Annotated in this window: 27 protein-coding genes, 1 tRNA gene, 3 pseudogenes and 1 other annotated feature; of the genes and pseudogenes, 23 read left to right on the top strand and 8 right to left on the bottom strand. The window is 33.9% G+C overall.

The genetic code is table 11. The features are described from left to right. Nucleotides 1-113: 113 nt before the first annotated feature. A complete protein-coding gene (locus CRG87_RS02755; protein WP_074425241.1) occupies nt 114-947 on the top strand; it encodes a DegV family protein in 834 nt (277 codons plus the stop codon). Between the two features lie 238 nt (nt 948-1185). Here the strand turns inward: CRG87_RS02755 and CRG87_RS02750 are convergent, their stop codons facing one another. Beyond that, a complete protein-coding gene (locus CRG87_RS02750; protein WP_046307014.1) occupies nt 1186-1767 on the bottom strand; it encodes a phosphatase PAP2 family protein in 582 nt (193 codons plus the stop codon). Between the two features lie 195 nt (nt 1768-1962). Here CRG87_RS02750 and CRG87_RS02745 point away from each other — a divergent pair, with 195 nt between their 5' ends. From CRG87_RS02745 to CRG87_RS02730, 5 genes are all read left to right on the top strand, one after another. Beyond that, a complete protein-coding gene (locus tag CRG87_RS02745) occupies nt 1963-2241 on the top strand; it encodes a hypothetical protein (protein WP_074425242.1) in 279 nt (92 codons plus the stop codon). Nucleotides 2242-2249: 8 nt separating this feature from the next. Next, entirely contained in the window at nt 2250-2504 is a 255-nt protein-coding gene (locus CRG87_RS02740; RefSeq protein WP_046307011.1) for a hypothetical protein, read from the top strand. A gap of 575 nt (nt 2505-3079) precedes the next feature. Then, nucleotides 3080-3223: a hypothetical protein gene (locus tag CRG87_RS08030; protein WP_165775959.1), complete on the top strand. Its 144-nt coding sequence runs from the start codon at nt 3080-3082 to the stop codon at nt 3221-3223. Then, nucleotides 3220-4014, top strand: coding sequence for a hypothetical protein (locus CRG87_RS02735; RefSeq protein WP_074425243.1), 795 nt, complete (start codon nt 3220-3222; stop codon nt 4012-4014). Before CRG87_RS08030 ends, CRG87_RS02735 begins: the two co-directional genes overlap by 4 nt. A gap of 414 nt (nt 4015-4428) precedes the next feature. Continuing rightward, nucleotides 4429-5100 (top strand): hypothetical protein, encoded by a 672-nt coding sequence (locus CRG87_RS02730; RefSeq protein WP_074425244.1) that lies wholly within the window; start codon nt 4429-4431, stop codon nt 5098-5100. Here CRG87_RS02730 and CRG87_RS08265 read toward each other — a convergent pair. Further along, nucleotides 5101-5346: pseudogene (locus CRG87_RS08265) on the bottom strand (hypothetical protein); the annotation flags it as partial. Nucleotides 5347-6014: 668 nt separating this feature from the next. Here CRG87_RS08265 and CRG87_RS02720 point away from each other — a divergent pair. The 5 genes from CRG87_RS02720 (at nt 6015) to CRG87_RS08125 (ending at nt 7369) form a co-directional block, all read left to right on the top strand. Next, complete coding sequence (locus CRG87_RS02720) at nt 6015-6236, top strand: hypothetical protein (RefSeq protein WP_165775958.1); 222 nt, start codon at nt 6015-6017, stop codon at nt 6234-6236. A gap of 28 nt (nt 6237-6264) precedes the next feature. Then, nucleotides 6265-6477 carry a hypothetical protein gene (locus tag CRG87_RS02715; RefSeq protein WP_074425247.1) on the top strand — a complete coding sequence of 71 codons (213 nt, stop codon included), beginning with the start codon at nt 6265-6267 and terminating at the stop codon, nt 6475-6477. A 94-nt stretch (nt 6478-6571) separates the two neighbouring features. Next, complete coding sequence (locus CRG87_RS02710) at nt 6572-7039, top strand: N-acetylmuramoyl-L-alanine amidase (RefSeq protein WP_074425248.1); 468 nt, start codon at nt 6572-6574, stop codon at nt 7037-7039. After that, nucleotides 7020-7247 carry a hypothetical protein gene (locus tag CRG87_RS08130; RefSeq protein WP_074425249.1) on the top strand — a complete coding sequence of 76 codons (228 nt, stop codon included), beginning with the start codon at nt 7020-7022 and terminating at the stop codon, nt 7245-7247. The genes CRG87_RS02710 and CRG87_RS08130 overlap by 20 nt, the downstream gene beginning before the upstream one ends. Next, nucleotides 7229-7369, top strand: coding sequence for a hypothetical protein (locus CRG87_RS08125; protein ID WP_228150044.1), 141 nt, complete (start codon nt 7229-7231; stop codon nt 7367-7369). Before CRG87_RS08130 ends, CRG87_RS08125 begins: the two co-directional genes overlap by 19 nt. Nucleotides 7370-7524: 155 nt before the next feature. On the opposite strand, the gene CRG87_RS02700 is transcribed toward CRG87_RS08125, so the two are convergent. Beyond that, nucleotides 7525-8079, bottom strand: a complete 555-nt coding sequence (locus CRG87_RS02700) for a hypothetical protein (RefSeq protein WP_074425250.1) — start codon at nt 8077-8079, stop codon at nt 7525-7527. 422 nt (nt 8080-8501) lie between these two features. Here CRG87_RS02700 and CRG87_RS02695 point away from each other — a divergent pair, with 422 nt between their 5' ends. Next, nucleotides 8502-8987: a hypothetical protein gene (locus CRG87_RS02695; protein WP_074425251.1), complete on the top strand. Its 486-nt coding sequence runs from the start codon at nt 8502-8504 to the stop codon at nt 8985-8987. A gap of 183 nt (nt 8988-9170) precedes the next feature. Here CRG87_RS02695 and CRG87_RS02690 read toward each other — a convergent pair. Continuing rightward, nucleotides 9171-9259 (bottom strand) — tRNA-Ser (locus tag CRG87_RS02690). A 178-nt stretch (nt 9260-9437) separates the two neighbouring features. Here CRG87_RS02690 and CRG87_RS02685 point away from each other — a divergent pair. After that, on the top strand, nt 9438-9812 hold the full coding sequence (locus CRG87_RS02685) for a hypothetical protein (protein WP_083213182.1): 375 nt from the start codon (nt 9438-9440) through the stop codon (nt 9810-9812). Nucleotides 9813-9866: 54 nt separating this feature from the next. Here the strand turns inward: CRG87_RS02685 and CRG87_RS02680 are convergent, their stop codons facing one another. Beyond that, nucleotides 9867-10235 (bottom strand): MerR family transcriptional regulator, encoded by a 369-nt coding sequence (locus CRG87_RS02680; RefSeq protein ID WP_074425254.1) that lies wholly within the window; start codon nt 10233-10235, stop codon nt 9867-9869. Nucleotides 10236-10392: 157 nt separating this feature from the next. Between CRG87_RS02680 and CRG87_RS02675 the strand changes: the two genes are divergently transcribed. The 5 genes and pseudogenes from CRG87_RS02675 to pnuC all read left to right on the top strand — a co-directional run bounded on the left by CRG87_RS02675 (nt 10393) and on the right by pnuC (nt 14173). After that, nucleotides 10393-10797, top strand: coding sequence for a carboxymuconolactone decarboxylase family protein (locus CRG87_RS02675; RefSeq protein WP_074425255.1), 405 nt, complete (start codon nt 10393-10395; stop codon nt 10795-10797). A 158-nt stretch (nt 10798-10955) separates the two neighbouring features. Then, a pseudogene (locus CRG87_RS02670) lies at nt 10956-11663 on the top strand (AzlC family ABC transporter permease). Then, nucleotides 11650-11972 (top strand): annotated as a pseudogene (locus CRG87_RS02665) (AzlD domain-containing protein). The pseudogenes CRG87_RS02670 and CRG87_RS02665 overlap by 14 nt, the downstream one beginning before the upstream one ends. Before the next feature lie 216 nt (nt 11973-12188). Further along, entirely contained in the window at nt 12189-13355 is a 1167-nt protein-coding gene (locus CRG87_RS02660; protein ID WP_228150043.1) for a cation:proton antiporter, read from the top strand. Between the two features lie 104 nt (nt 13356-13459). Beyond that, entirely contained in the window at nt 13460-14173 is a 714-nt protein-coding gene (gene pnuC, locus CRG87_RS02655; RefSeq protein WP_074425257.1) for a nicotinamide riboside transporter PnuC, read from the top strand. 48 nt (nt 14174-14221) lie between these two features. Here pnuC and CRG87_RS02650 read toward each other — a convergent pair whose 3' ends face one another. Next, nucleotides 14222-14533 carry a TipAS antibiotic-recognition domain-containing protein gene (locus CRG87_RS02650; protein ID WP_074425258.1) on the bottom strand — a complete coding sequence of 104 codons (312 nt, stop codon included), beginning with the start codon at nt 14531-14533 and terminating at the stop codon, nt 14222-14224. Nucleotides 14534-14716: 183 nt separating this feature from the next. Between CRG87_RS02650 and CRG87_RS02645 the strand changes: the two genes are divergently transcribed. The 5 genes from CRG87_RS02645 to CRG87_RS02625 all read left to right on the top strand — a co-directional run bounded on the left by CRG87_RS02645 (nt 14717) and on the right by CRG87_RS02625 (nt 18406). Then, nucleotides 14717-15226, top strand: coding sequence for a dihydrofolate reductase (locus tag CRG87_RS02645; protein WP_074425717.1), 510 nt, complete (start codon nt 14717-14719; stop codon nt 15224-15226). Between the two features lies 1 nt (nt 15227). Continuing rightward, the gene (locus CRG87_RS02640) at nt 15228-15419 is read left to right on the top strand and encodes a hypothetical protein (RefSeq protein WP_046306992.1); all 192 of its coding nucleotides are present in this window, start codon (nt 15228-15230) and stop codon (nt 15417-15419) included. Nucleotides 15420-15482: 63 nt separating this feature from the next. Beyond that, nucleotides 15483-15725 (top strand) — a binding site (T-box leader). Nucleotides 15726-15767: 42 nt separating this feature from the next. Further along, nucleotides 15768-16622, top strand: coding sequence for a MetQ/NlpA family ABC transporter substrate-binding protein (locus CRG87_RS02635; RefSeq protein ID WP_074425259.1), 855 nt, complete (start codon nt 15768-15770; stop codon nt 16620-16622). Between the two features lie 28 nt (nt 16623-16650). Further along, entirely contained in the window at nt 16651-17712 is a 1062-nt protein-coding gene (locus tag CRG87_RS02630; RefSeq protein WP_074425260.1) for a methionine ABC transporter ATP-binding protein, read from the top strand. After that, nucleotides 17705-18406, top strand: coding sequence for a methionine ABC transporter permease (locus CRG87_RS02625; RefSeq protein ID WP_074425262.1), 702 nt, complete (start codon nt 17705-17707; stop codon nt 18404-18406). Before CRG87_RS02630 ends, CRG87_RS02625 begins: the two co-directional genes overlap by 8 nt. Nucleotides 18407-18484: 78 nt before the next feature. Here CRG87_RS02625 and CRG87_RS02620 read toward each other — a convergent pair whose 3' ends face one another. Together CRG87_RS02620 and CRG87_RS02615 are read right to left on the bottom strand one after the other, a co-directional pair. Further along, nucleotides 18485-18766: an HU family DNA-binding protein gene (locus CRG87_RS02620; RefSeq protein ID WP_046306988.1), complete on the bottom strand. Its 282-nt coding sequence runs from the start codon at nt 18764-18766 to the stop codon at nt 18485-18487. A gap of 158 nt (nt 18767-18924) precedes the next feature. After that, nucleotides 18925-19779 carry a glycosyltransferase family 8 protein gene (locus tag CRG87_RS02615; protein WP_074425263.1) on the bottom strand — a complete coding sequence of 285 codons (855 nt, stop codon included), beginning with the start codon at nt 19777-19779 and terminating at the stop codon, nt 18925-18927. Between the last annotated feature and the right edge of the window lie 20 nt (nt 19780-19799).

Below are 19799 nucleotides of genomic sequence, written 5' to 3'. Positions count from 1 at the left end.
TAGCATTAAAAAAATTTAAAAAATAATTAGTCGCTTTTTTAATTCAATTGAATTATTATTTAGCTATACATTTTTTAAAAAAATCAGTTTATTTTCTATACAAGGTGTTTATTATGGAAGAAGTAAAATTAATAATCGATTCTGGTGCCAATGAAAAAGCTAGTGAGAATTTAACCGTTGTACCATTGACCGTTACTATAGCGGGTAAGGATTTTCTTGATAATGAGGACCTTAACATGGAAGAATTTCTTACTAGTATGGAAGAAAACACTGAGGAAGGTAGAACTTCTTGTCCAAGTATCGATGAATGGCTAAAAGCCCTTGAAGGAAGTAAAAGAGCTGTTATGCTAACCATTACCAGTGGCCTCAGCGGCAGTTTCTCATCCGCTTATCAGGCAAAACAAATTTATGAAAAGGACAATCCTGGTAGTAAGGTAATTGTTGTTGATTCAAGGACTGCGGGTCCAGAAATATCGGTTATTCAACGTGAAATTAAACGCTTAGTAGAAGATAAATCAGTTCGTTTTGTAGATATTGAACAAAAAATTTCAGAGTATAAAACCCATACTCACTTATTAGTTATTTTGCAATCATTACACAATTTGGCCTTAAACGGTCGGGTCAACATTGCTGTAGCTAAGATGGCAAAAATGTTGAATATTGATGTTGTTGGCACTGCAAGTGAAGAAGGTAAGCTAGAACCAATTTCAAAAGTGCGAGGAATGAAACGAGCTTTTAAAGAGCTTTTGAAGTTAATGGATGAACGGAAATACAAAGGTGGCCCTGTCATTATTGACCAGTGCAACAACGAAAAAGATGCCAATAGTCTTAAAGAAAAAATTCTCGCTCTATATCCCCAAGCAGAAATAGTCATTCGTCCAATGCGTGGTTTGTGTGCATTCTATGCTGAAGAAGGAAGTCTGATGGTTGGCTTTGATGATCTATAAAGTGCCAAACACTTTTTGCCAATTTTGTAATTGCATATAAAATAACAGCATAGTAAAAGCCCTAGTTATGATAAACTAGGGCTTTTTGTTAGGAAGATTATTTATTTCTTATGATATTTCAAAAAATTGTTCTTAAGTATCTTTATAGTTGGTAAGCTACTTAGATAGCTTTAATTTTAAAAAAGAATAATAAAAATACCGCAGTATTGTTGTAATGACTGCGGCATTTTTTACAAGCCTAAATTACTAATAATAAAAATTGTTGACAAATACTAAAACAAAAAACAGCTAGAGAGGTTGCACCTAGAATATCAGAAGGAAAGTGGGCTTTTAAACTAATACGAGAAATTACAACCATCATCCAAATTAAAATAAGAATCAATAATAATTTGCTACCTAATGTATCTGCAAAAAGTCGCCAAACGATTAAAGCCATGATTGTTGTTCCCAAAACGTGTCCGCTAGGGAAACTATAACCATCTTCTAAACTAGAATGCATTATTGGTCTTTTTCGGTGCATCCATTTTTTTAAAACAATGCCGACAAAGTCGGTAAAACCAAGCGTAAATAAAGCCCAGAATGCTAATAAAGTTTCATTTTTACTCATTAAAAAGCTAGCAAGAAATACATCCCAAACCACTAATAATTTAGGATCATTAATGAAAGCAACGATTTGCCAACTAATTCCGTCACGCTGTCTGACCAATTTGTGATGTAGCCAGTGATCTAACAGGTTAAAGCGCCGTGAATTTCTAACATTGAAAATAAGTAACAGCAGAATTAAAGCGGATAAGCTGGCAAGCCAAATATAAATATCCAAATTACAACCCTACTTTCAGATAAATACCGATTGTATTTTATCAGCTTAATAGTGTTAGTTCCAACTAGGTACATAGCCTTGAACAAAACTTAAGAAATAAATACTTTGTAACTAAATTGGCTAGTTTTTTAAAATGTTGTGTATTCTGTTTAATACTATAATTTCATAAGAAAACATTGGATAGTGGGAGATAGAATGAAGAAGTTTATCAAGAAAAATCAAGTGGCAATCATTTTTTCAATTGCTATACCACTAGTTACCTTTTTATTTGTTGGTGATAAGACCAGTATAGGTGACTGGTTAGGGTTCTTAGGGTCTTATATTGGAAGTATTATCACAGTTATCTTTTCTTACGTGAATACGCAGTATCAATTAAAATCAAGTGAACGGCAAAAGGATATGCTAGCTCTGCGCGGCTTGTTTAATTCCTCTAAAAAATTGTCATTAAGATTCACACGTTATATAGTTTATTAAATCAACTAATGCAAAAGTCGGATAAGCCGTTAGATAAAAAAGTTCTTGCTGTCTTTTTTGAACAGTCAGAAAAATTCTTTGATGAGTCAAAGGATTATCTTGATAACTACAATTCTGCAATCATGGCAACAACCGAGGAAATATCCGGAGAATTGAAGTCTTACAATAGTAATTTTAGTGAAGAAGCTGACAAGACATTTCTGACATTTACAAAATGCTTAGTGCAGGAGATAAGAAAAATACTCAAGGTAATAAAGATGTAGTTGAAGTAAAAAAAGACTACCTAGAAGAAGTAAAACGACTAGAGAAGGAACTAACAATAGTCCATAGAAAAATTAGAAAGCTATATAACCAACTTAAGTCAGGCAAATAATAGTATAAAAATGGGATTGGAGTATTAATAGTAATGAATAAAGTTTATCGATTTCAAAAGCAAAAAGGGAATACAACAATAAAAATGAAAATAGATTTGAGAGTAAAGACAATTTTAAAAACGATAATCATTAGCGTGATTGCAGTAGCTGTGATTTTCAGTTTGGTTAAACTGCAGGGCTAGTTCTAAATGATTTTGCAAATATAATGAGAGAGCTCAATTTGATTAGATCGCAAGTTTAGACAGATTAAGAAAACAATACAATAGAATTGCTTTTGACTCTTTGACAAATTTTACTGCCAAAGAGTGAATGAATATAATCAAGTAGATAATAAACTACTTGATTTTTCTTTTGCCGTAATATAATAGGAGACTTTTAAGGATAATAGTGTTTACTTGACATTAATGAAGGAAAAATTAGAATTAACTGTATAGAATAAAATACTGAACAAAAGGAGATAGAAATTGAATAATAAAACAAACAGGCATGAAACTGTTGGTGAAGCTTTACGTGATATGCACATCATGAACATGCTTTTGCGCTTGCAGACAATTCTACTAACCACATGGGAGATTTGGTTATATATGGACTTACCTATCTTTTCTTGATTCTATTACCTACTGATATCTTTGAAGTTGGCTGGCTATTTATTCTTGCAACACTCGTAGCAGCTATTAGTTTGGTTCGTTTTCAGAACTTTTTAAAGCATAAAATAGCTTCTGGTAAAATGACGACTTTTTGGGTAAATGCTAGCTTGCTTTCAACTGGAATTCGAAGTTTTGTATTTGTTAATGCTCCTTTAACTTTTTTGAGTATTTCTCTGAAATCAAGTGCTAGCATGTTTTTTTCGTTAGTCATCGGTTTAATTACCGGATTTGGCGGAATAGCACTACAGTACCACTATTTAGTAAGGAATAAAGTTATCGACAAACAGAAGGAGTCAAGAAGACAAACGGCCCAAAATTTAGGCAACTATATCAGTGAGACTGCTAAAAAGAGTTATGCCGATCGCTTTTATTTTTTGGATATTGTATGTGGCTATGTGATTTGCCTGAATTATTATTCATATTACAGTATCAACGTAACTAGTTATAAAGTCTGGCAGTTTGGCTTCACAACAGTTGTAGTCCTTTTAGGTACTTGGTTATTTCAAAAGTTCCTATGTTACCGAATTAGCAAAAACCAAATTAGTAAAAGTTTTAAGTGGTGTTCTTTATTAATGACAGGAGCACGTGGTTACTTGATAGTCACAGCTCCCTGGATTGAAATTTGTTTGCTTACAAATGCTCCGATTAATCGGTTGATAATTAATCTCTTGGGCTGTTTTGCTGCAATAATTGGAGTAGGTTTACAGTATTTATTTTTAGTAAAAACAGGGATATTTAAAAGCTTAGTTTAAAAAATCAGTAAAAGTAATTTCTGAAATCTTCCTCAAATTTATGTGGCTAAGTTATTTAAACAAGACAAAAATTTTTCATTTTTGGCATAAATATGAAATTGACTTGACTGCCATGAGGCAACACTATCCTGTTCAGTTCTGCAGTATTTTATTCTAGCTGTAATTGAGGGATTTTGGATTAATTTCGCTCTATTTGTAGCAGTAAGTTTAAAAAAGCAACCACTCAGATGGACCATAACATCAAGCAGTACTTAATCTATGCTTAAAAGGCACGTATATTTAACAATTGGGCTATGTATATTGTATAAGTACAAAAAGATGCTTCGCTAACCGACATTGTAAAATAGAGACATTCAAACAAGAATTGATACATAAGTTTATGATATAATATAAAGCCGAAAGAGGTGGTTATATATGAAAGTTTGTTGTAAGTGTTCTGAGAATTGTAATAAGAATAAAAAGGAGTCTTTAAGAGCAATATATGGTAATCTCAAAAAATCAAAACTTCTTGGAGACGTATTTCTTATATTTTTGGGAATTATTATTTTAGTGAGTGGAAACGAAATTTGCTTTTGCATATCTTCTTTAGTCATTTTAATATGCAGTGCAAGGATTACATATAAAATACTGTTTAACGCAAAAGAGAAATTCAACCAACATACTACTATTCTGATGGGAATAGGGTATTTTCTTTTGACAGCTGTGGTGCTTTTTGGTAATTTGTACTATCGAGGAAGTTTAGAACTATTCAAGAGCTATATATTTGCACTCCCTATTTTGGTTCTCTTATTTGCACTATATTTTTGGCTTGTTTATTTAGCTTGCTGCTTAAAGGTGGTAAAGAAAATAGGAAAAGATAGATATGTTTTTTTAGCAAAAAGTGCTGAATCAATGTTAGAAGCAGTGTTAGTTTGCTTCTCAAGCTCTATAGTGGTCTGGTTGCTTCCTGAAAAAGAGAGTATTATAAAACTCTATTATCATTTTATTAATATTTTTATAAATATTACATATCCACTATTAAATATGTATATAGGGACACGCTTAGAACTTGATGATTATATAGGAAAAATAGATAAAAAAGATTAATTAAATACCCCTAGTATTTGTGGGCATATCACAACAATTTGTTTTTAAGCTGTACAGTGTGGAATGCCCAAAAGAGACTGTAACAGCTATTAACTGAGGACTAACTTCCAGTATTAATTCAGAGTTAGTCCTTTTAATTTGATTCTGGTTCTTTTCTGATTGCGATACCCAAATGTAGTCTTTGATTGTATCTTCCAGTTCATTGAGATTTTTAAATCCATAAAATATTTCTCGTTTGGATACTTCGAAGAAGCCTTCCGAGCATTACCATGAAGGTAATTCCCTTGCGTGATATTGATTGACTAATGCCATAGTCTTTAAGTCATGATTGAAACTTGTAACTTCGGTATCAGCCTTGATTTAAGCCACTCAAGGTTGGATATTTGTGCCAATTTTTCTTTAAAATATCCATCGTTTGCTTAAGAATAGGATTGCGAGAAATAGTATAGGGAACAACACTTTGGTACACCTATCCATTGAGCGGAGAATAATTATATTTTAATACCATTGGGGTGTTGGAAGAGCTAATATAAAATAGCAAAATCATGACCAGACCATAGCAGGTGCTACCATTTTAGCCATTGGCATCGCTTTGCTTCGCGACAGAAACTATTTCTATTGGCTGCCAGAGTGGACTCTTTTTATAAACGACAAAAAACTAGACCTAGCAATAATTTTACTAGGTCCTTTAATTACCGTTGATTCTATGTTTAGAAAGAAGCATAGGGTCTGGCGCATGTTTATTTTAATCTTGGGTGCCTGGACTTTGTGGTTTTTAATTGGATTGCAAATGGGACATGCTATAGGTGTTGTCGAGTTCCGTATGAATGTAACAGCAATCCTTGAAACCGCAATATGCAATATTATGTCTATATTGCATATACCAGAGTTAGAGAGGTGGTAGTGTGCATGATGTGACTAGCCTTATTTATGTTTTTGGGATACTGATCGAAGTAGCAGCTACCTTTTTAGCGGTAACTCATACGTCACATAAAGAAGATACAGATGATATCATTAAAAACCTAAAAACTGAAAGAGATAATTTTAAGAAAGATTACCTTTTAGAGCAAAAAAGGCGCTTAGAAATCGAAACTAAGTACGAAGAATTAAAAAATAAGTTGGAGAACACTGCATAGTGTTCTTTTTTGTTGAAAGGAAACTAAAATGACTCAATTTATTAACTTTTTAAATTCATTATTGCCATACGTTGTCATACTGGCTGTTGGTATTATGGCTGCTTATCCATACGCTAAACAACATAATCCAGCATTTGCAGACAAGATGAAGTGGCTTTATGACATAGCACAATATATATCGTTACTCAACAGGCAATACATACCGATATTTATAGAGCAGAAAAAAGCAGGCAGCCACTGATGTATTACTAGAACAAGCCAAGGCATCTAAGTGAAGATAACTAAAGAAACAGTCGAAGGCATGGTTGAGAAAGCTTATCAAGAAGGTGTAAAAAATGAAGCTAAATAAAAAATATGCACTATCTGCAAATGAGGGTACATATGCTCTTGCCAAAAGAGATATTATTGTTGCTCACTCTACAGCAACTCCTAATGGTGAAGCTGGGGCAATTGCCCACAACATGAAGGTGGGTATTAATACTGCACAGACCTATGTTCATTTAGTTGTTGATTACAAAGAGTGCTATCTGGTAGGTGGCTTAGGCTATGTCGCCTGGGGAAGTGGTTATTACGGTAACCAACTTTCACCTATGCAGATTGAGCTGTGCGAGTTTACCAATAAATCTCAAGCAAAGAAAGCATACCGAAACTATATCGGTCTAATTCGTGAGTATGCTCAAAAATACGGCATTCCTTTAACACTTGATACTAATGCAAAACGTGGCGTTGAGACGCATAACTGGGTAACACATAATTTGGGCAATGCTGATCATTCTGATCCGTATGGTCAGCATTGGTATTAGCAAAACACAATTCGCGCATGACATTGCTCATGGTGTCAGTCGCAAGGCTAACGTAGCGAAAAAGCCAGCTAAAAGTGCAAGCAACAAATCAAACTGGGTTAAGAGACCAGGAACTTTCATTTTGAGTAAAGCTTTGAAGTTGCACACGTCGCCACACATTACCGCCCCTGCAATTGCTAAATTGCCAAATTGCCAAAAGGCATTGTAATTAAATACGATGCAGTATTTCAAGGTCCAAAACGGCTTTGGTTAAGACGACCACGCGCTAATGGCAACGGCTATATCGTGGGCAAGGATAAATACGGTAAAGCATTGGGTAAATTTAAATAATATTAGATTGTCCCACCCGATAGCGATGACTGAGTTCAATTATACCAACTCCATAACTATGCCAAAGATGGTAGATTTCAATTTTATCTTGTTTAGATAATTTAGACATAAAAACGACCCCCAAATTTGTCCTAAATTTGGGGGTCATATCATAGTTAAGAATCATGTCTTTTTATTTTATCAGCAATAATATTGAAAAGACTACGCTCATTATTATATATTTCAAATTTTTTTTTCGACGTCCAATATGATAAGACTAAAGCGGTAATTATAAGAACAAGCAAAAATAACCATATAGTATTTGATAGGTTAAAGTGTAACCAGAAGCATGATAATATAATTAAAAAAGATGGAATTATGACCCATTCAAGTATTAGAACTATTAATGTAAAAGTAGGCACCATTTTTTTATAAAAAGATTCATGAAACTCTTCATCTTCTTTGGTTCTATTACTATATAATAATCGTTTTGTATAATAAATTTGTGAGCTAAATAAAAAAGTAGATTCCAAAAAAACAGTTGCTAAAATAATTAATATGGGCCAAAAATAAGCGGTACCTAGATACTGACATATTAAATCTCGTTTAAAATATATAGCCAAAGTAATTATAATAGATATACAGGAAAAAATTTTTTCTTCTCTTTCACACCAGGCTATATATGTTTGGAATGCTCTTGCTTCATTGGCTTTTGAAATTTCGTTGTTCATTTTCAAACCTCCTAGAAGAAAATGATCAATATAAATATACAATAATTAAGGGAAAAATTAAAGTTTAGTAAATAGGTCACTCAATGATAGATAAAGTCTCATCGTTAAGCATCTATTTTTGTGTTAAGTTTTTATGTTGGCTGTAACCAAATTATATAGTTGAAAGGAATTAAAAGAGCTAGAAAATACAGCCTGACATTGTTGGTCTAATTAAGGGTTATGATGGAGATAAAGTTATTATAGGTGATATGGAAGTAGAGCTTAGTAATATTAACAACATTCATATCCAATAATATCTATTGAGACACCTGTTTAAAAATGTCATAATGTATTATATAAACAATTATGCTAATGGGAGAAAATAAAATGTTAGCTTTTATATCTGGGTAGCTAGGTCTTAGCCTAATTGGTATATCGGTTATATGCTTTATCACGACCATGAGTTGAAGAAATCAGGCAACAAGACAGAAGTACCTATAAAAAAGAGATGGCAATTCTGGGCAATAATAGTAGCAACAATCGTAGTAATAAACTTAATTCCTTCCGATCCTACTGACGAAAGTAACACTAATGCTTCTGATAGAAGCGAGTCTGAAAAAACTTCTAAGGTTGAAAAAGATGATAGCAGTAAAGATGATGACTCAAATGAGCAGGATACTGATGATACGATACTAGTGAAGTTGATAAAAAACATTAAGATGCTACTAAAAGATGACCAAAAAGATGCATCTAACGGCAATGACAAATATGCCTATGCCCTATATATCAAAAAAATAAAATACAGTGAAGATGGTATTGATATCCAAGTTACCTCGAATTTCTTTGATTTATCCAGTGCAGACAAAGATGTTGGTCATTCAAAGATGTTAAATTTTCATAAATATAAATGGTATAAATTAGCTGGTTAAAAACAAAATTTAGCATTAAAACAGCACGGCATAGAGCTACAAAATTATATAAATAAAAGAGCAGTTTTTATAACTGCTCTTTTATATTGGATTCTGAATTACTATAATTAAAAGGTTGGCGAACATTTGGCGATCACATAAATTAAAAATACTAATATATCAAGCTCCAAGACTATATATTTAAGGAGAGTACAGGATTTGAACCTGCGCGCCAAGGAAAACTTGGTTCGCCGGATTTCGAGTCCGGTGCATTACCACTCTGCCAACTCTCCATAACGAATATCATTATACCTTATTTAAATGTTTTTTCAACTTACTATTTTGAATACTAGCCAATACCAAAAGTACATTTGCTTAGCATTTTACTAGTATAAGGTACGAATTTTGCTTCGCCCTTGCTCAATTAACAGTGTATAATAAGAACGTATGTTTGTTGTGGAGGCGGACAAAGTGAAAAAAAGACACGATCAAAAAGAATTTGATCAAGTTTTAGACGATTTTTTTAGAACATATCAAGATCGTGGAATGAAGAAATGGCAAGGCTTTATGCTAAGCGACTATACATCAACCGTTAGTAAGATTGATAAAAAACGCGCTCAAGTTTATGAAAAAAAGCAACCAATGTCCCAGGAGGCAATTAGTGAGTTGCTTCTTAGTGCATACGCTAATCATCATCCCGTATCAGTTCAACTTAAAGTCATCGATAGTGAAGATGATTTTTTGCCGAATCTATTTGGTTTAGTTCAAGGCTATCAAGCAGATCATATTGTCATTTCAGATACATGGGTCGAATTAGAAAATATCAATCATGTTGAGCTATGCTAGTACTTTTATAAGCTCAAGGTGTGACAAACGTGGTGGTACAGGTAAGATATGCTCTTATTCTTTTAAATCCCCAAGGGTCTTAAGATATGTTTTGATTTTTCCTTCGATAAAGGAAATGCTATCATCAATTTCTTTTTCTTTCTTATGCAAATTGTCTAGCTGATTAAAAAGTAAAACAAGCCGGTCAGGAATAGTTTGATCACCTTCATAGCGCAGTTTTGCATATTTTTGCATCTCTTTAATACTCATATCTGTCTTTTTTAAGCGCGAAATAAACTTAATCCAAGCCACATCTTTTTCATAATAACAGCGGCGATTATTTTCATCTCGACTTGGGAAAAGTAGTTTTTGTTTTTCATAATAGCGTAGCGTATCAATTGAAAAGCCACTAAGTTCAGAGAATTGACCAATTGAATATTTCATCTTATTTCCTCCTGAAATAACTCTATTTCAGTATAGTACTTTATCATATTTTAGCATGACAAAATATTTTTAAAATAGCGGTTGACATGGACTGCACTCCAGCAATTATTCTATTAACTGTTGAAAATAAGTTTGTAAAACGAAAAGGAGAAAAGCTATGGAAAATAATGAACGCTATGAAAAAGGTTTAGAAAATTTGGAAAAAGTTGACCGTGAAGGCGGTAAGTCAGTTATTGATTCATTAGCTGGTTTATCCGAAGATGTCGGTCGTTACATCATTGAATTTGCCTTTGGTGATGTATATGATCGTGGTGTCTTAGACCTTAAGCAAAGAGAAATGATTACAATCACATCTTTGCTTTCACAAGGCGATACTGAACCCCAACTAAATGTTCATATTAATGGTGCCTTGAATGTAGGCCTAACACCAGAAGAAGTAATTGAGACTTTTATTCAAACTATTCCTTATGTAGGATTTCCAAAAGTATTGAATGCGATTAATGTTGCTAAAGAAGTATTCAAAGATCGTGGAATTGATTTTACAAAATCAAGTAAAGATTAATAAGTAAAGTCATAAATGAAACTAGTTGCTATAGATGGGCAACTAGTTTTTTAGTTCAATGCTTTTAGCATCCAACTTAAATTGGACCTTATTAAACGATGAATGTAAATTTGCTTCGATTTATTTTAAATTGATATTTATAGCTAAGGAGGCGTAAGGTGGACGATTCATTAACTAAGCGAGCTGCAGTAGTTGATACTCTTCCAACAGTTTTTGGTTACTTAGGAATTGCAACTGCTTTCGGAGTGATTGCTCGTGCCTCGGGATTTTCGACCATTACAGTAATTTTAATGTCAGTCATAATCTATGCCGGTTCAGCACAATTTACCACTGTTAGTATGCTAGCAGCGGGTAGTCCGATTGCTTCAATCGTTTTTACTACCTTTATGGTTAATTCAAGAATGATTTTAATGAGTACAACCGTTGCACCATATTTTAAGAAAGATAGCTTGGGTAAAGGGATGCTAATTGGCACACTTTTAACTGATGAAAGCTTTGCTCTAGCAATGAATAAACTTAATTATACTAACGGGAAAATGAATTTTAGCTGGTTTAATACCGAAAATATTATTTCTTATTCAACTTGAGTAATTGCCACAATGATTGGTGCCTTGCTAGGTAATTTTATCGAGGATCCCAAGAAATTAGGGCTTAATTTTGCAAATGTAGCGATGTTTATCGGCTTGTTATATTTACAGGTAAACAGTGATAAAGCTTTAAACAAGACATTACAAGTAATAGTGGTTTTATTGACATTGGTATTAACTTACATTTCAACCATAATTTTGCCAGCTAGTCTAGTTATTATTGCTGTAACACTTATTGGATGTACATTGGGGATGGTAATAAAACATGTCTTCTTCTAATTATCTATTTTTAACTATTGTCGGCTGTGGAATTGCGACGTGGTTATCACGTGTACTTCCATTTATTTTATTAAAAAATTCACTTTGCCTAAAGTAGTGGTTGAATTTTTATCCTTTGTACCAATTGTTATAATGTCTACAATGTGGTTTAGCAATTTATTCACTGCTCAACCAGGGCAGTTGCCAAAAATTAACATGGAATACCTAATTGCTTCAGTACCAACATTGGTATCAGCGGTTATTAGTAAATCACTTTTAGTAATCGTTATTGTAGGAATAGCTTCTTTAGCTTTGCTGCGATTGTTTTAATAAAATAGCTAGGCTAAAAGTTTTCCGTCTTCCAAAGTTTGTATTAAAAAAATTGTGAGTTATACTAATAAAAGTTGCCAATTTATACTGATAAAGTAAATTGGTCATTAAAATGAATCAAATAAAAATTTGGTTGGAGTCTAAGACTTTCAAGAATTGTCCTCAGGTTTGGGTTGCCTGAGCAATTTTGAAAGTCTTTTTTGTTCATTTCAGAAAGTGGAATTAATAATGCAAATTATGGGAATTTTATGTTTAATTTTGCTATTTGCCTTAATTGGCGGACAGATTGCTAATCGCTGCGGTTTACCAGCTGTAATCGGAGAATTGCTAGCCGGAATTGTTATTGGCCCAGCTATGCTTAACTGGGTACAGCCTAGTGGTTTAATTAAAAGTTTTTCCGACATTGGAGTTGTCTTGCTAATGTTTTTAGCTGGACTTGAAAGTGATCTAGCGATTTTGAAAAAATTATGGAAACCTAGCTTCCTTGTGGCCACTTTTGGAATGGTCGTGCCAATTGTAATTGCTTATTTAACGGGGATTGCTTTTAAATTCTCGCAAACAGAAAGTCTCTTTTTAGGTATTACGTTTGCCGCCACTTCAGTTTCAATTTCTGTCGCTGTTTTGCAAGAAATGAAAAAGTTAGAAACTAAAGAGGGAACGACAATACTTGGAGCTGCTGTGGTTGACGATTTGCTGTCAGTTATTCTCTTAAGTGTTGTAAGTAGCGTTACGGGAACCCACACGGACTCCGCGAACGCGAATCTTGGCCTAGGACTGACTTTACTATTACAGCTAGTTTATTTAGTCGTATTACTAGCTGCAAGTATTTGGCTATTTCCACGCATACTTAAACTGAGTGAACGCCTTCTACTACCAGCGGCGAAACCACTTGTTACGATAATTATTGTTTTACTGGCAGCGTTTGGAGCAGAAAAAGTGGGTCTGAGTAATGTCATTGGTGCTTTCTTTGTAGGATTAGCTTTCAGTAGATTACCTGATAAACAAAAACTGCAAAAAAGTTTTACGGATATTGGTTATAGCTTATTTATTCCTATCTTTTTTGCCAGCATCGGTCTAGAAATGTCAATTACTGGAATTTTTAAGGATGGCTTATTATTTGTCGTCCTATTTGTAGGAAGTGTTATCTCTAAATTAGTGGGTGCAAGTGTAGGAGCTAAAATGGCTGGTTTTTCTAGTAGTAGTGCTTACCAAGTTGGAACAGGAATGATTTCGCGTGGGGAAATGGCACTGGTTGTAGCACAAATTGGCTTGTCCAATCATTTGCTCGCTCCTGCTGCTTATTCAACTGTAGTTGGAGTAATAGTTTTAACCACACTAATCGCTCCAATAATGCTAAAAGGGGCGCTAATGAAAAAGAGATAAGGAAAAGCTGACAACAAGGGCTATTAATTGATTTGTATGATAAAAATGCTATGATAGAAAACGTGTTTTTGCACAAATTAAGAAAAATGGTGGGATAGTGGATAATGAATTTTCAACCAAATACCGACATCTTTAAGCCTAAATGGTATTTAGAACAAATGAGAGGATGGAGCTTCAAGACTTATATGCTTCTGATGCTAGGAATTGGAGTTATTATCGGAACAACAATTTCTACGCCGGTTAATCCAATTAGTTTAATTACGATGGTTGCTGCAATAATGGGTTTTACTTGTACGCTCGCAATTACTAATGCCAAACCGATTAATGGAGTTTTAGGTTTACTTTCTTCAATCATCTATATAATCGTATCGATTTACGCACAAAATTATGCAAATGTTGTCTTGCAAGCGTCCTATATCTTCTTACTCGACTTACCGGTATTGTTGCTACCAGCATGGTCTAAAAACGCTGAAAAGCACATTAGGGGGCTTAAATTTAAACAATGGTGTTTTACCCTGATCTTCTTTTTATTTGTGACAGCTATGCTTTATCTGATGGACACAAGAATATTTATTAGTCCTCGTCCGTGGATTGATGCAATTGCTGGAGCAATTGGGATTACTGGCTCTGTGTTATGTACTTTTAGATTTCGCGAGCAATATTATTTCTGGACGATTCAAGGGATTATGTCAATTATTTTGTGGGGTGTAACAGCATTTCAAGGAGACGCAAATCTAACGCTATTTTTTACATACATCCTATATTTGAGTAATGACGTTCTTGCATTTACTGACAAGCATACGCATTGGTTCCATTAATTTTGATATAACTAAAAAACAAGGTTCAATCATTTGAAACCTTGTTTTTTATTTTGCTAAATGTGCTTTAACTATTTTAATTAAGATCTTAGTTGCGCCTTTTCCTGCTTTATCATCGTAATATGACTGATAGCGCTCGTCTGTCTCATAGCCGTTAACAATACCCAAGTGTATTTCTGGAGTATAATTTGGCATAATTATTTTAAGCCATTTTTGGTGGTTTTGGAAAATCGTATCGCTTAGTTCAGTTTCCTTACTAGGATTTTTTACTACTTGTTGCAGTTCCCGAACTAAGTCAGCTTCAGTTGCTTTCATTTGGTTAAATTTCTCTTCAGAAAAATTGTCAGCTTTACTATTCATTATCTTCTCCTTTTCCTTATTGATTTTATTTAACCACTATAGCAAATTAAATTACAGTATTTTTGTATGAAATGATTAGTGAAAAGGATTATTTAAAAATATGAGAATAAAATTGGTAGAGCTGTAAGCAAAGACTAGCCTTAAATGCGTAAAGCGCGCTATAATGGAGTTGGAGATGAAGTAATGATTACATTTATTTGGGCTGAAGATGAACAACACAAAATTGGTCTAGATGGACATTTACCGTGGTATCTTCCTGAAGATCTGAAGCACTTTAAAACCTTAACGATTAACCATCCGATTATAATGGGACGAAAGACTTTTAATAGTTTGCCACGTATTTTGCCTCAAAGACGGCATATTGTACTATCACAAAATCAAGTTTTTAAAGAAGAGTATGAACATAATCCGCAAGTGGTAGTTGTTTCATCAGTTAACAGTTTAAATAAGTGGATTAATGCGCATCAAACAGAGCAATTGTATGTAATTGGTGGAGTTTCAGTCTTTGAAGCTTTAAAAGACCGCGTAGATTGTCTTGAAAAAACTGCAATTGCTGCAATTTTTCCTGCCGATACTGTAATGCCAGATCTTAATTATGATGATTTTAAATTAAGTAAAAAAGTGCATCATCAAGCTAATAACAAATGTCAATATTCATATGATTTTTTAACTTATCTAAGGAAGAAGGATTAGAATGAAGAAGATGATTATCGCTGCTATTATTCTGCTAATTTGTGTGTTGGTTTTGATTAGTAGCATTATACAAGCAGAGAGTATTAACCATAACTTTTGGTGGCAAGCTATTGGTATGGCTATTGTTACCTTTGCTGTAGGAAGAGTTAATGTCGACTTATTCCATAATTTAAAAATCGACCATCTTAAGTAATTTTTAAAATTTGTAGTTGACAGAACAAAAACTAGGTGCTAAATTAATAAACAATTAAATAATTAATACATCTTGAAAAGCAGAGTAACTATTATGATTACTGATAAAGAGAGCTGGGATTTTGGTGAGACTCAGCCAGTTAGTAGTGGTGAACATGGGCTCGAAATGATGACCGTTAGTGATATTTAGCTACCGGCGGAGTTGCATCCGTTAGCATTGCAAGCTATTGATTGATAGCTAGTGAGAGATTTATTACGTGAGTGATAAATAATTTAAAGGTGGTAACGCGAAGCACTCGTCCTTATAGATAGGACGGGTGCTTTTTTAGTTTGTTTTGGAGGTTTTTTAATGTCGAAGAAGAGAAATAGAAATATTATCATTGGGGTAATAGTCGCAATTATCGTTGTCGTGATAGGTTGGTTTAGCTTTGGTCCTAAACCAAATAATCAAAAGAGTAGTAACCATGTTGTAACGGTCGGAATTGTCAGTGAAACAAAACCCAAACAGGATATTTGGAAGCACGTTGCAGCTACAGCAAAAAAGAAATACGGCGTAACTGTTAAAATTAAGAATTTTACTGATTATACTCAACCTAATAAGGCTGTCAAAAACGGTGATATTGATTTGAACGCTTTCCAACATTACGCATTTTTAGATGCTTGGAACAAGTCAAACCATGGTGGCGTTGTAGCAATTGGTCGAACAGAAATTAATCCAATTAGATTATATTCTAAGAAGTATCATAAACTTAGTGACCTGCCAGATGGTGCAACAATTGCAGTTCCAAATGATGCAAGTAACGAATCTCGTGCACTTTTCGTTTTAAAGAATGCTGGTTTGATTACTTTACCTAAGGGTAAGAAATTACCAACAGTGGCTGATATCGTTAAGAACCCTAAGAAACTTAAGGTTAAAGAAGTAGCAGCAGACCAATGTGGTCGTGTAATTGATTCAGTTGACGCAGCGGTCGTTAACAATGACTTCGCTCGTCCTGCAGGCTTAGGTAAGAAACAGACAATTTTCGTTGAACCAGTTAATAAAGACTCATTAAAATGGGTTAACATCATTTGTGCTCGTAAAGGTGAAGAAAAGAAGAAGGACTACTTAGCAGTTGTTAAGGCTTACCAAACCGAAGAAACAAAGCGTTTGGATAAGAAATATTACGGTGACATGCAAAAAACTGCTTGGGATATCAAGTTTTAGTCATCTTTAACGAATGGAGAAGATTTGTATGGGTATTATTGAATTACAGCATGTTAATGTGGATTTTCCTGATAAGAAAAGAGAGGTTGTGCACGCTGTTCATGATGTCAATTTGACAATAGAAAAAGGCGATATATACGGAGTCGTTGGCTTCTCTGGTGCTGGTAAATCAACATTGGTTAGAACGATTAATCTGTTACAAAAACCAAGTGGCGGCAATATCAAAGTCAATGGCACTGATTTTATTAAAGATGGTAAGCAAGTTATTTCTAATAAGGACTTGCAATTAGCTCGAAGAAAAATTGGAATGATTTTTCAAAATTTTAACCTTTTAAATGAAATTACTGTTGTTGAAAATGTCGCTTTTGCCTTGAAGCATTCTGGTTTAAAAGACAATGAGGTTGAAGAAAAATCATTGAAATTGCTGGAATTGGTTGACTTAAAAGAAAAAGCTGAATTCTATCCAGCTCAACTTTCTGGTGGACAACAACAGCGTGTGGCAATTGCTCGCGCATTAGCCAATGAACCGGATATTCTGATTTCTGATGAGGCAACTAGTGCACTTGATCCACAAAATACCCAACAAATTTTGGATTTACTAAAGAAATTAAAAGATGAACTTAATTTAACAATTGTTTTAATCACTCATGAAATGAGTGCTGTCAAGAAAATATGTGACAAAGTTGCGGTAATGCAACAAGGCGAAATCATCGAAAAAGGTAACCTAAGAGACGTAGTTCTTCATCCGAAAAATACTCTAACCAAGAGTTTTGTTGGTGGATCACTAGAAGTAATTAATACTCTTAAATCACTCAATTTAAGTAATTTAAATGATGAAGAGGCAATTTACCAACTTATTTATAGTGTCGCTAATGTTACCAAAACTATCATCATTGATCTTTACCGAGAAATTGGCGTTGAAGCAAGTATGCTTTATGGTAACGTCGAATTGTTAGACGATGAGCCAATAGGAACATTGCTGGTCTTAGTTAAAGGAGACAATGAGAAGCAGCAACAAACTGTTCAATTTTTAGAGAAAGAACAGGTTGCAGTTACGCGGTTAAATGAGAAAGGTGACTTATATGAGTAGTTGGTTTAATAAAGTTTTTCCAAATGTAATTAATTTAGGTTGGACTGGTGACACAGGCTGGGCATCCAGTATATATCAAACTTTGTTCATGACATTTTGGTCAGCAATTTTTGGGGGAATTCTAGGTATCGTCTTTGGGGTAATCCTTGTTTTGACTAAAGAAAACGGTGTTAAACCAAATAAATTCTGGTTCAATCTCTGTGATAAGATCGTTTCCATCTTTCGCGCAATCCCATTTATTATCTTGCTAGCTTTTATTGCTCCAGTAACTCAAATAATTGCTGGAACCCAAATTGGAATGAATGCTGCACTTGTGCCATTATCTTTAGGAGTTTTTCCTTTTTATGCTAGACAGGTTCAAGTTGCTCTAGAAAGTGTAGATCAGGGTAAGATTGAAGCTGCACAAAGTTTAGGTGCAACAACTTGGGATATTATTTTCAATGTTTATCTGAACGAAGCGCGCTCTGAGTTAGCCAGAGTCTCAACTGTAACTATAATTAGTTTAATTGGTCTAACGGCAATGGCAGGTGCAATCGGTTCAGGTGGACTAGGAAACACAGCTATTTCTTACGGTTATCAGAGGTTTAACAATGATGTTACATTCGTTGCAACTTTACTAGTCGTAATCTTGATTTTTATTGTTCAAATTATTGGTGATTTCTTAGCTAAACATTTAAACCACCAAAATAGATAAACTAACTATAAATAAAAATAAACAACAAAAAAACAACAGGCAGTTTTGCCTGTTGTTTTTTATTTAAGAAATAAGTAATTATTTTACGGCATCCTTTAAAGCTTTACCTGGCTTGAATGCAGGAACTTTAGTAGCAGGAATAGTCAAAGTCTTACCAGTTTGTGGGTTACGACCTTTTCTTTCGGCACGATCACGAACTTCAAATGAACCAAAGCCGATGATTTGAACTTTTTCACCTTTAGCTAGGTTATCCTTGATTGATTCGATTAAAGAATCGATCACTTTTTCTGCGTCTTTTTGCTTAAGACCAGTTTTTGCTGATACTTCTTTAGTAAGTTCAGATTTGTTGATTGAAGCCATATTTTCTTCTCTTTTCTATAAATTTTTTAAACAATTCGACAATTTTGAAAAAAATCATACATAAATGACGAAATGCTCTGTGTCGCTTGATATTTCGCAACTTTTTATATTTTAGCACAGTTCCTGTGTCCTTCAATAGTAAAAAACAAAATAATGTCTCAGTTTATTTTATTTAGAACTCGATTAGTCATTTGTTGGTAGTTTAAGTACAAGGCTTTGTATCTTGAGTGCTTTTCTTTTTGCCAGGGTTTAGGTTTACCACAAAAATGCAAAATACTGGTGTTTTTCATCACCCACTCGGTATTGTATTCACCTGTACTTCGTGTGAGATACACAGAATAGGCTCTTGCGTCATAGTTCCAACGTGTTTCAGGAATCTTCAAAATATCCTCACCATAAAGATAGTTTAGAATATCCTGATCAGGTAAGATTAAAGAATCATGATGTTCTTCGATTGCCTGCGTAATATCTTCAATGTTCACTTTGTGACGCATCAGATCTAAATCCATTAGCATAATGCCAGAATTAAAATAGCCAGTTGTTGTCCCAAGTCTAATGTTATTAATTGAACTCATGATATCTGTTAGTCCTTCATGAACAGATGCAGCAAACATTTTATTCTGAAGATCTAAATCCCATAAAGGCTTAATTGAATTAATAACCAAGATATCAGGATCCAGATAAATAACTCGGTGTAGATTATCTGGTAAAACTTGTCCCGAGAGAAGACGGAAGTACATTTCTTTAGGATAATCATGCAAGTTAAGTAGTGAATCTGGAAAAGTAATATTTTGATTCATTGCGACTGTTTCGAGCTTAACATTAATTTGCTCACAAAATTTTTCGAGTCCAGTTAGGGCAGAATCATCGATGTTATCGTGAATTAGCCAAACGCGGAAATCTTGGTCTAAATTGTTAAGTCTTACTGAATACATCATTACCTCAAGAGGCTTAAGATAGTTTTGGTCAATTGTGACCAAAATTTCAATTGGACTGGATTTTCGCTGTTTCATATAAATCTTCCTTAATAAAA

The organism is Lactobacillus apis, from assembly GCF_002837055.1.
GTDB classification, from domain to species: Bacteria; Bacillota; Bacilli; order Lactobacillales; family Lactobacillaceae; genus Lactobacillus; species Lactobacillus apis.
The sequence above is the reverse complement of the archived record's forward strand: the minus strand, read 5'-3'. Positions and strand labels throughout refer to the sequence as shown.

What these genes read in the sequence shown, in the direction of transcription:
- CRG87_RS02615 (WP_074425263.1), bottom strand. Translation starts at nt 19,779, where the DNA reads ATGAAACAGCGAAAATCCAGTCCAATTGAAATTTTGGTCACAATTGAC.
- CRG87_RS02715 (WP_074425247.1), top strand. Translation starts at nt 6,265, where the DNA reads ATGACTCAATTTATTAACTTTTTAAATTCATTATTGCCATACGTTGTC.
- CRG87_RS08130 (WP_074425249.1), top strand. Translation starts at nt 7,020, where the DNA reads ATGGTCAGCATTGGTATTAGCAAAACACAATTCGCGCATGACATTGCT.
- CRG87_RS02620 (WP_046306988.1), bottom strand. Translation starts at nt 18,766, where the DNA reads ATGGCTTCAATCAACAAATCTGAACTTACTAAAGAAGTATCAGCAAAA.
- CRG87_RS02700 (WP_074425250.1), bottom strand. Translation starts at nt 8,079, where the DNA reads ATGAACAACGAAATTTCAAAAGCCAATGAAGCAAGAGCATTCCAAACA.
- CRG87_RS02740 (WP_046307011.1), top strand. Translation starts at nt 2,250, where the DNA reads ATGCAAAAGTCGGATAAGCCGTTAGATAAAAAAGTTCTTGCTGTCTTT.
- CRG87_RS02645 (WP_074425717.1), top strand. Translation starts at nt 14,717, where the DNA reads ATGATTACATTTATTTGGGCTGAAGATGAACAACACAAAATTGGTCTA.
- CRG87_RS02630 (WP_074425260.1), top strand. Translation starts at nt 16,651, where the DNA reads ATGGGTATTATTGAATTACAGCATGTTAATGTGGATTTTCCTGATAAG.
- CRG87_RS02710 (WP_074425248.1), top strand. Translation starts at nt 6,572, where the DNA reads ATGAAGCTAAATAAAAAATATGCACTATCTGCAAATGAGGGTACATAT.
- CRG87_RS02695 (WP_074425251.1), top strand. Translation starts at nt 8,502, where the DNA reads ATGCTTTATCACGACCATGAGTTGAAGAAATCAGGCAACAAGACAGAA.
- CRG87_RS02650 (WP_074425258.1), bottom strand. Translation starts at nt 14,533, where the DNA reads ATGAATAGTAAAGCTGACAATTTTTCTGAAGAGAAATTTAACCAAATG.
- pnuC (WP_074425257.1), top strand. Translation starts at nt 13,460, where the DNA reads ATGAATTTTCAACCAAATACCGACATCTTTAAGCCTAAATGGTATTTA.
- CRG87_RS02755 (WP_074425241.1), top strand. Translation starts at nt 114, where the DNA reads ATGGAAGAAGTAAAATTAATAATCGATTCTGGTGCCAATGAAAAAGCT.
- CRG87_RS02640 (WP_046306992.1), top strand. Translation starts at nt 15,228, where the DNA reads ATGAAGAAGATGATTATCGCTGCTATTATTCTGCTAATTTGTGTGTTG.
- CRG87_RS02635 (WP_074425259.1), top strand. Translation starts at nt 15,768, where the DNA reads ATGTCGAAGAAGAGAAATAGAAATATTATCATTGGGGTAATAGTCGCA.
- CRG87_RS02680 (WP_074425254.1), bottom strand. Translation starts at nt 10,235, where the DNA reads ATGAAATATTCAATTGGTCAATTCTCTGAACTTAGTGGCTTTTCAATT.
- CRG87_RS02745 (WP_074425242.1), top strand. Translation starts at nt 1,963, where the DNA reads ATGAAGAAGTTTATCAAGAAAAATCAAGTGGCAATCATTTTTTCAATT.
- CRG87_RS02730 (WP_074425244.1), top strand. Translation starts at nt 4,429, where the DNA reads ATGAAAGTTTGTTGTAAGTGTTCTGAGAATTGTAATAAGAATAAAAAG.
- CRG87_RS02675 (WP_074425255.1), top strand. Translation starts at nt 10,393, where the DNA reads ATGGAAAATAATGAACGCTATGAAAAAGGTTTAGAAAATTTGGAAAAA.
- CRG87_RS02625 (WP_074425262.1), top strand. Translation starts at nt 17,705, where the DNA reads ATGAGTAGTTGGTTTAATAAAGTTTTTCCAAATGTAATTAATTTAGGT.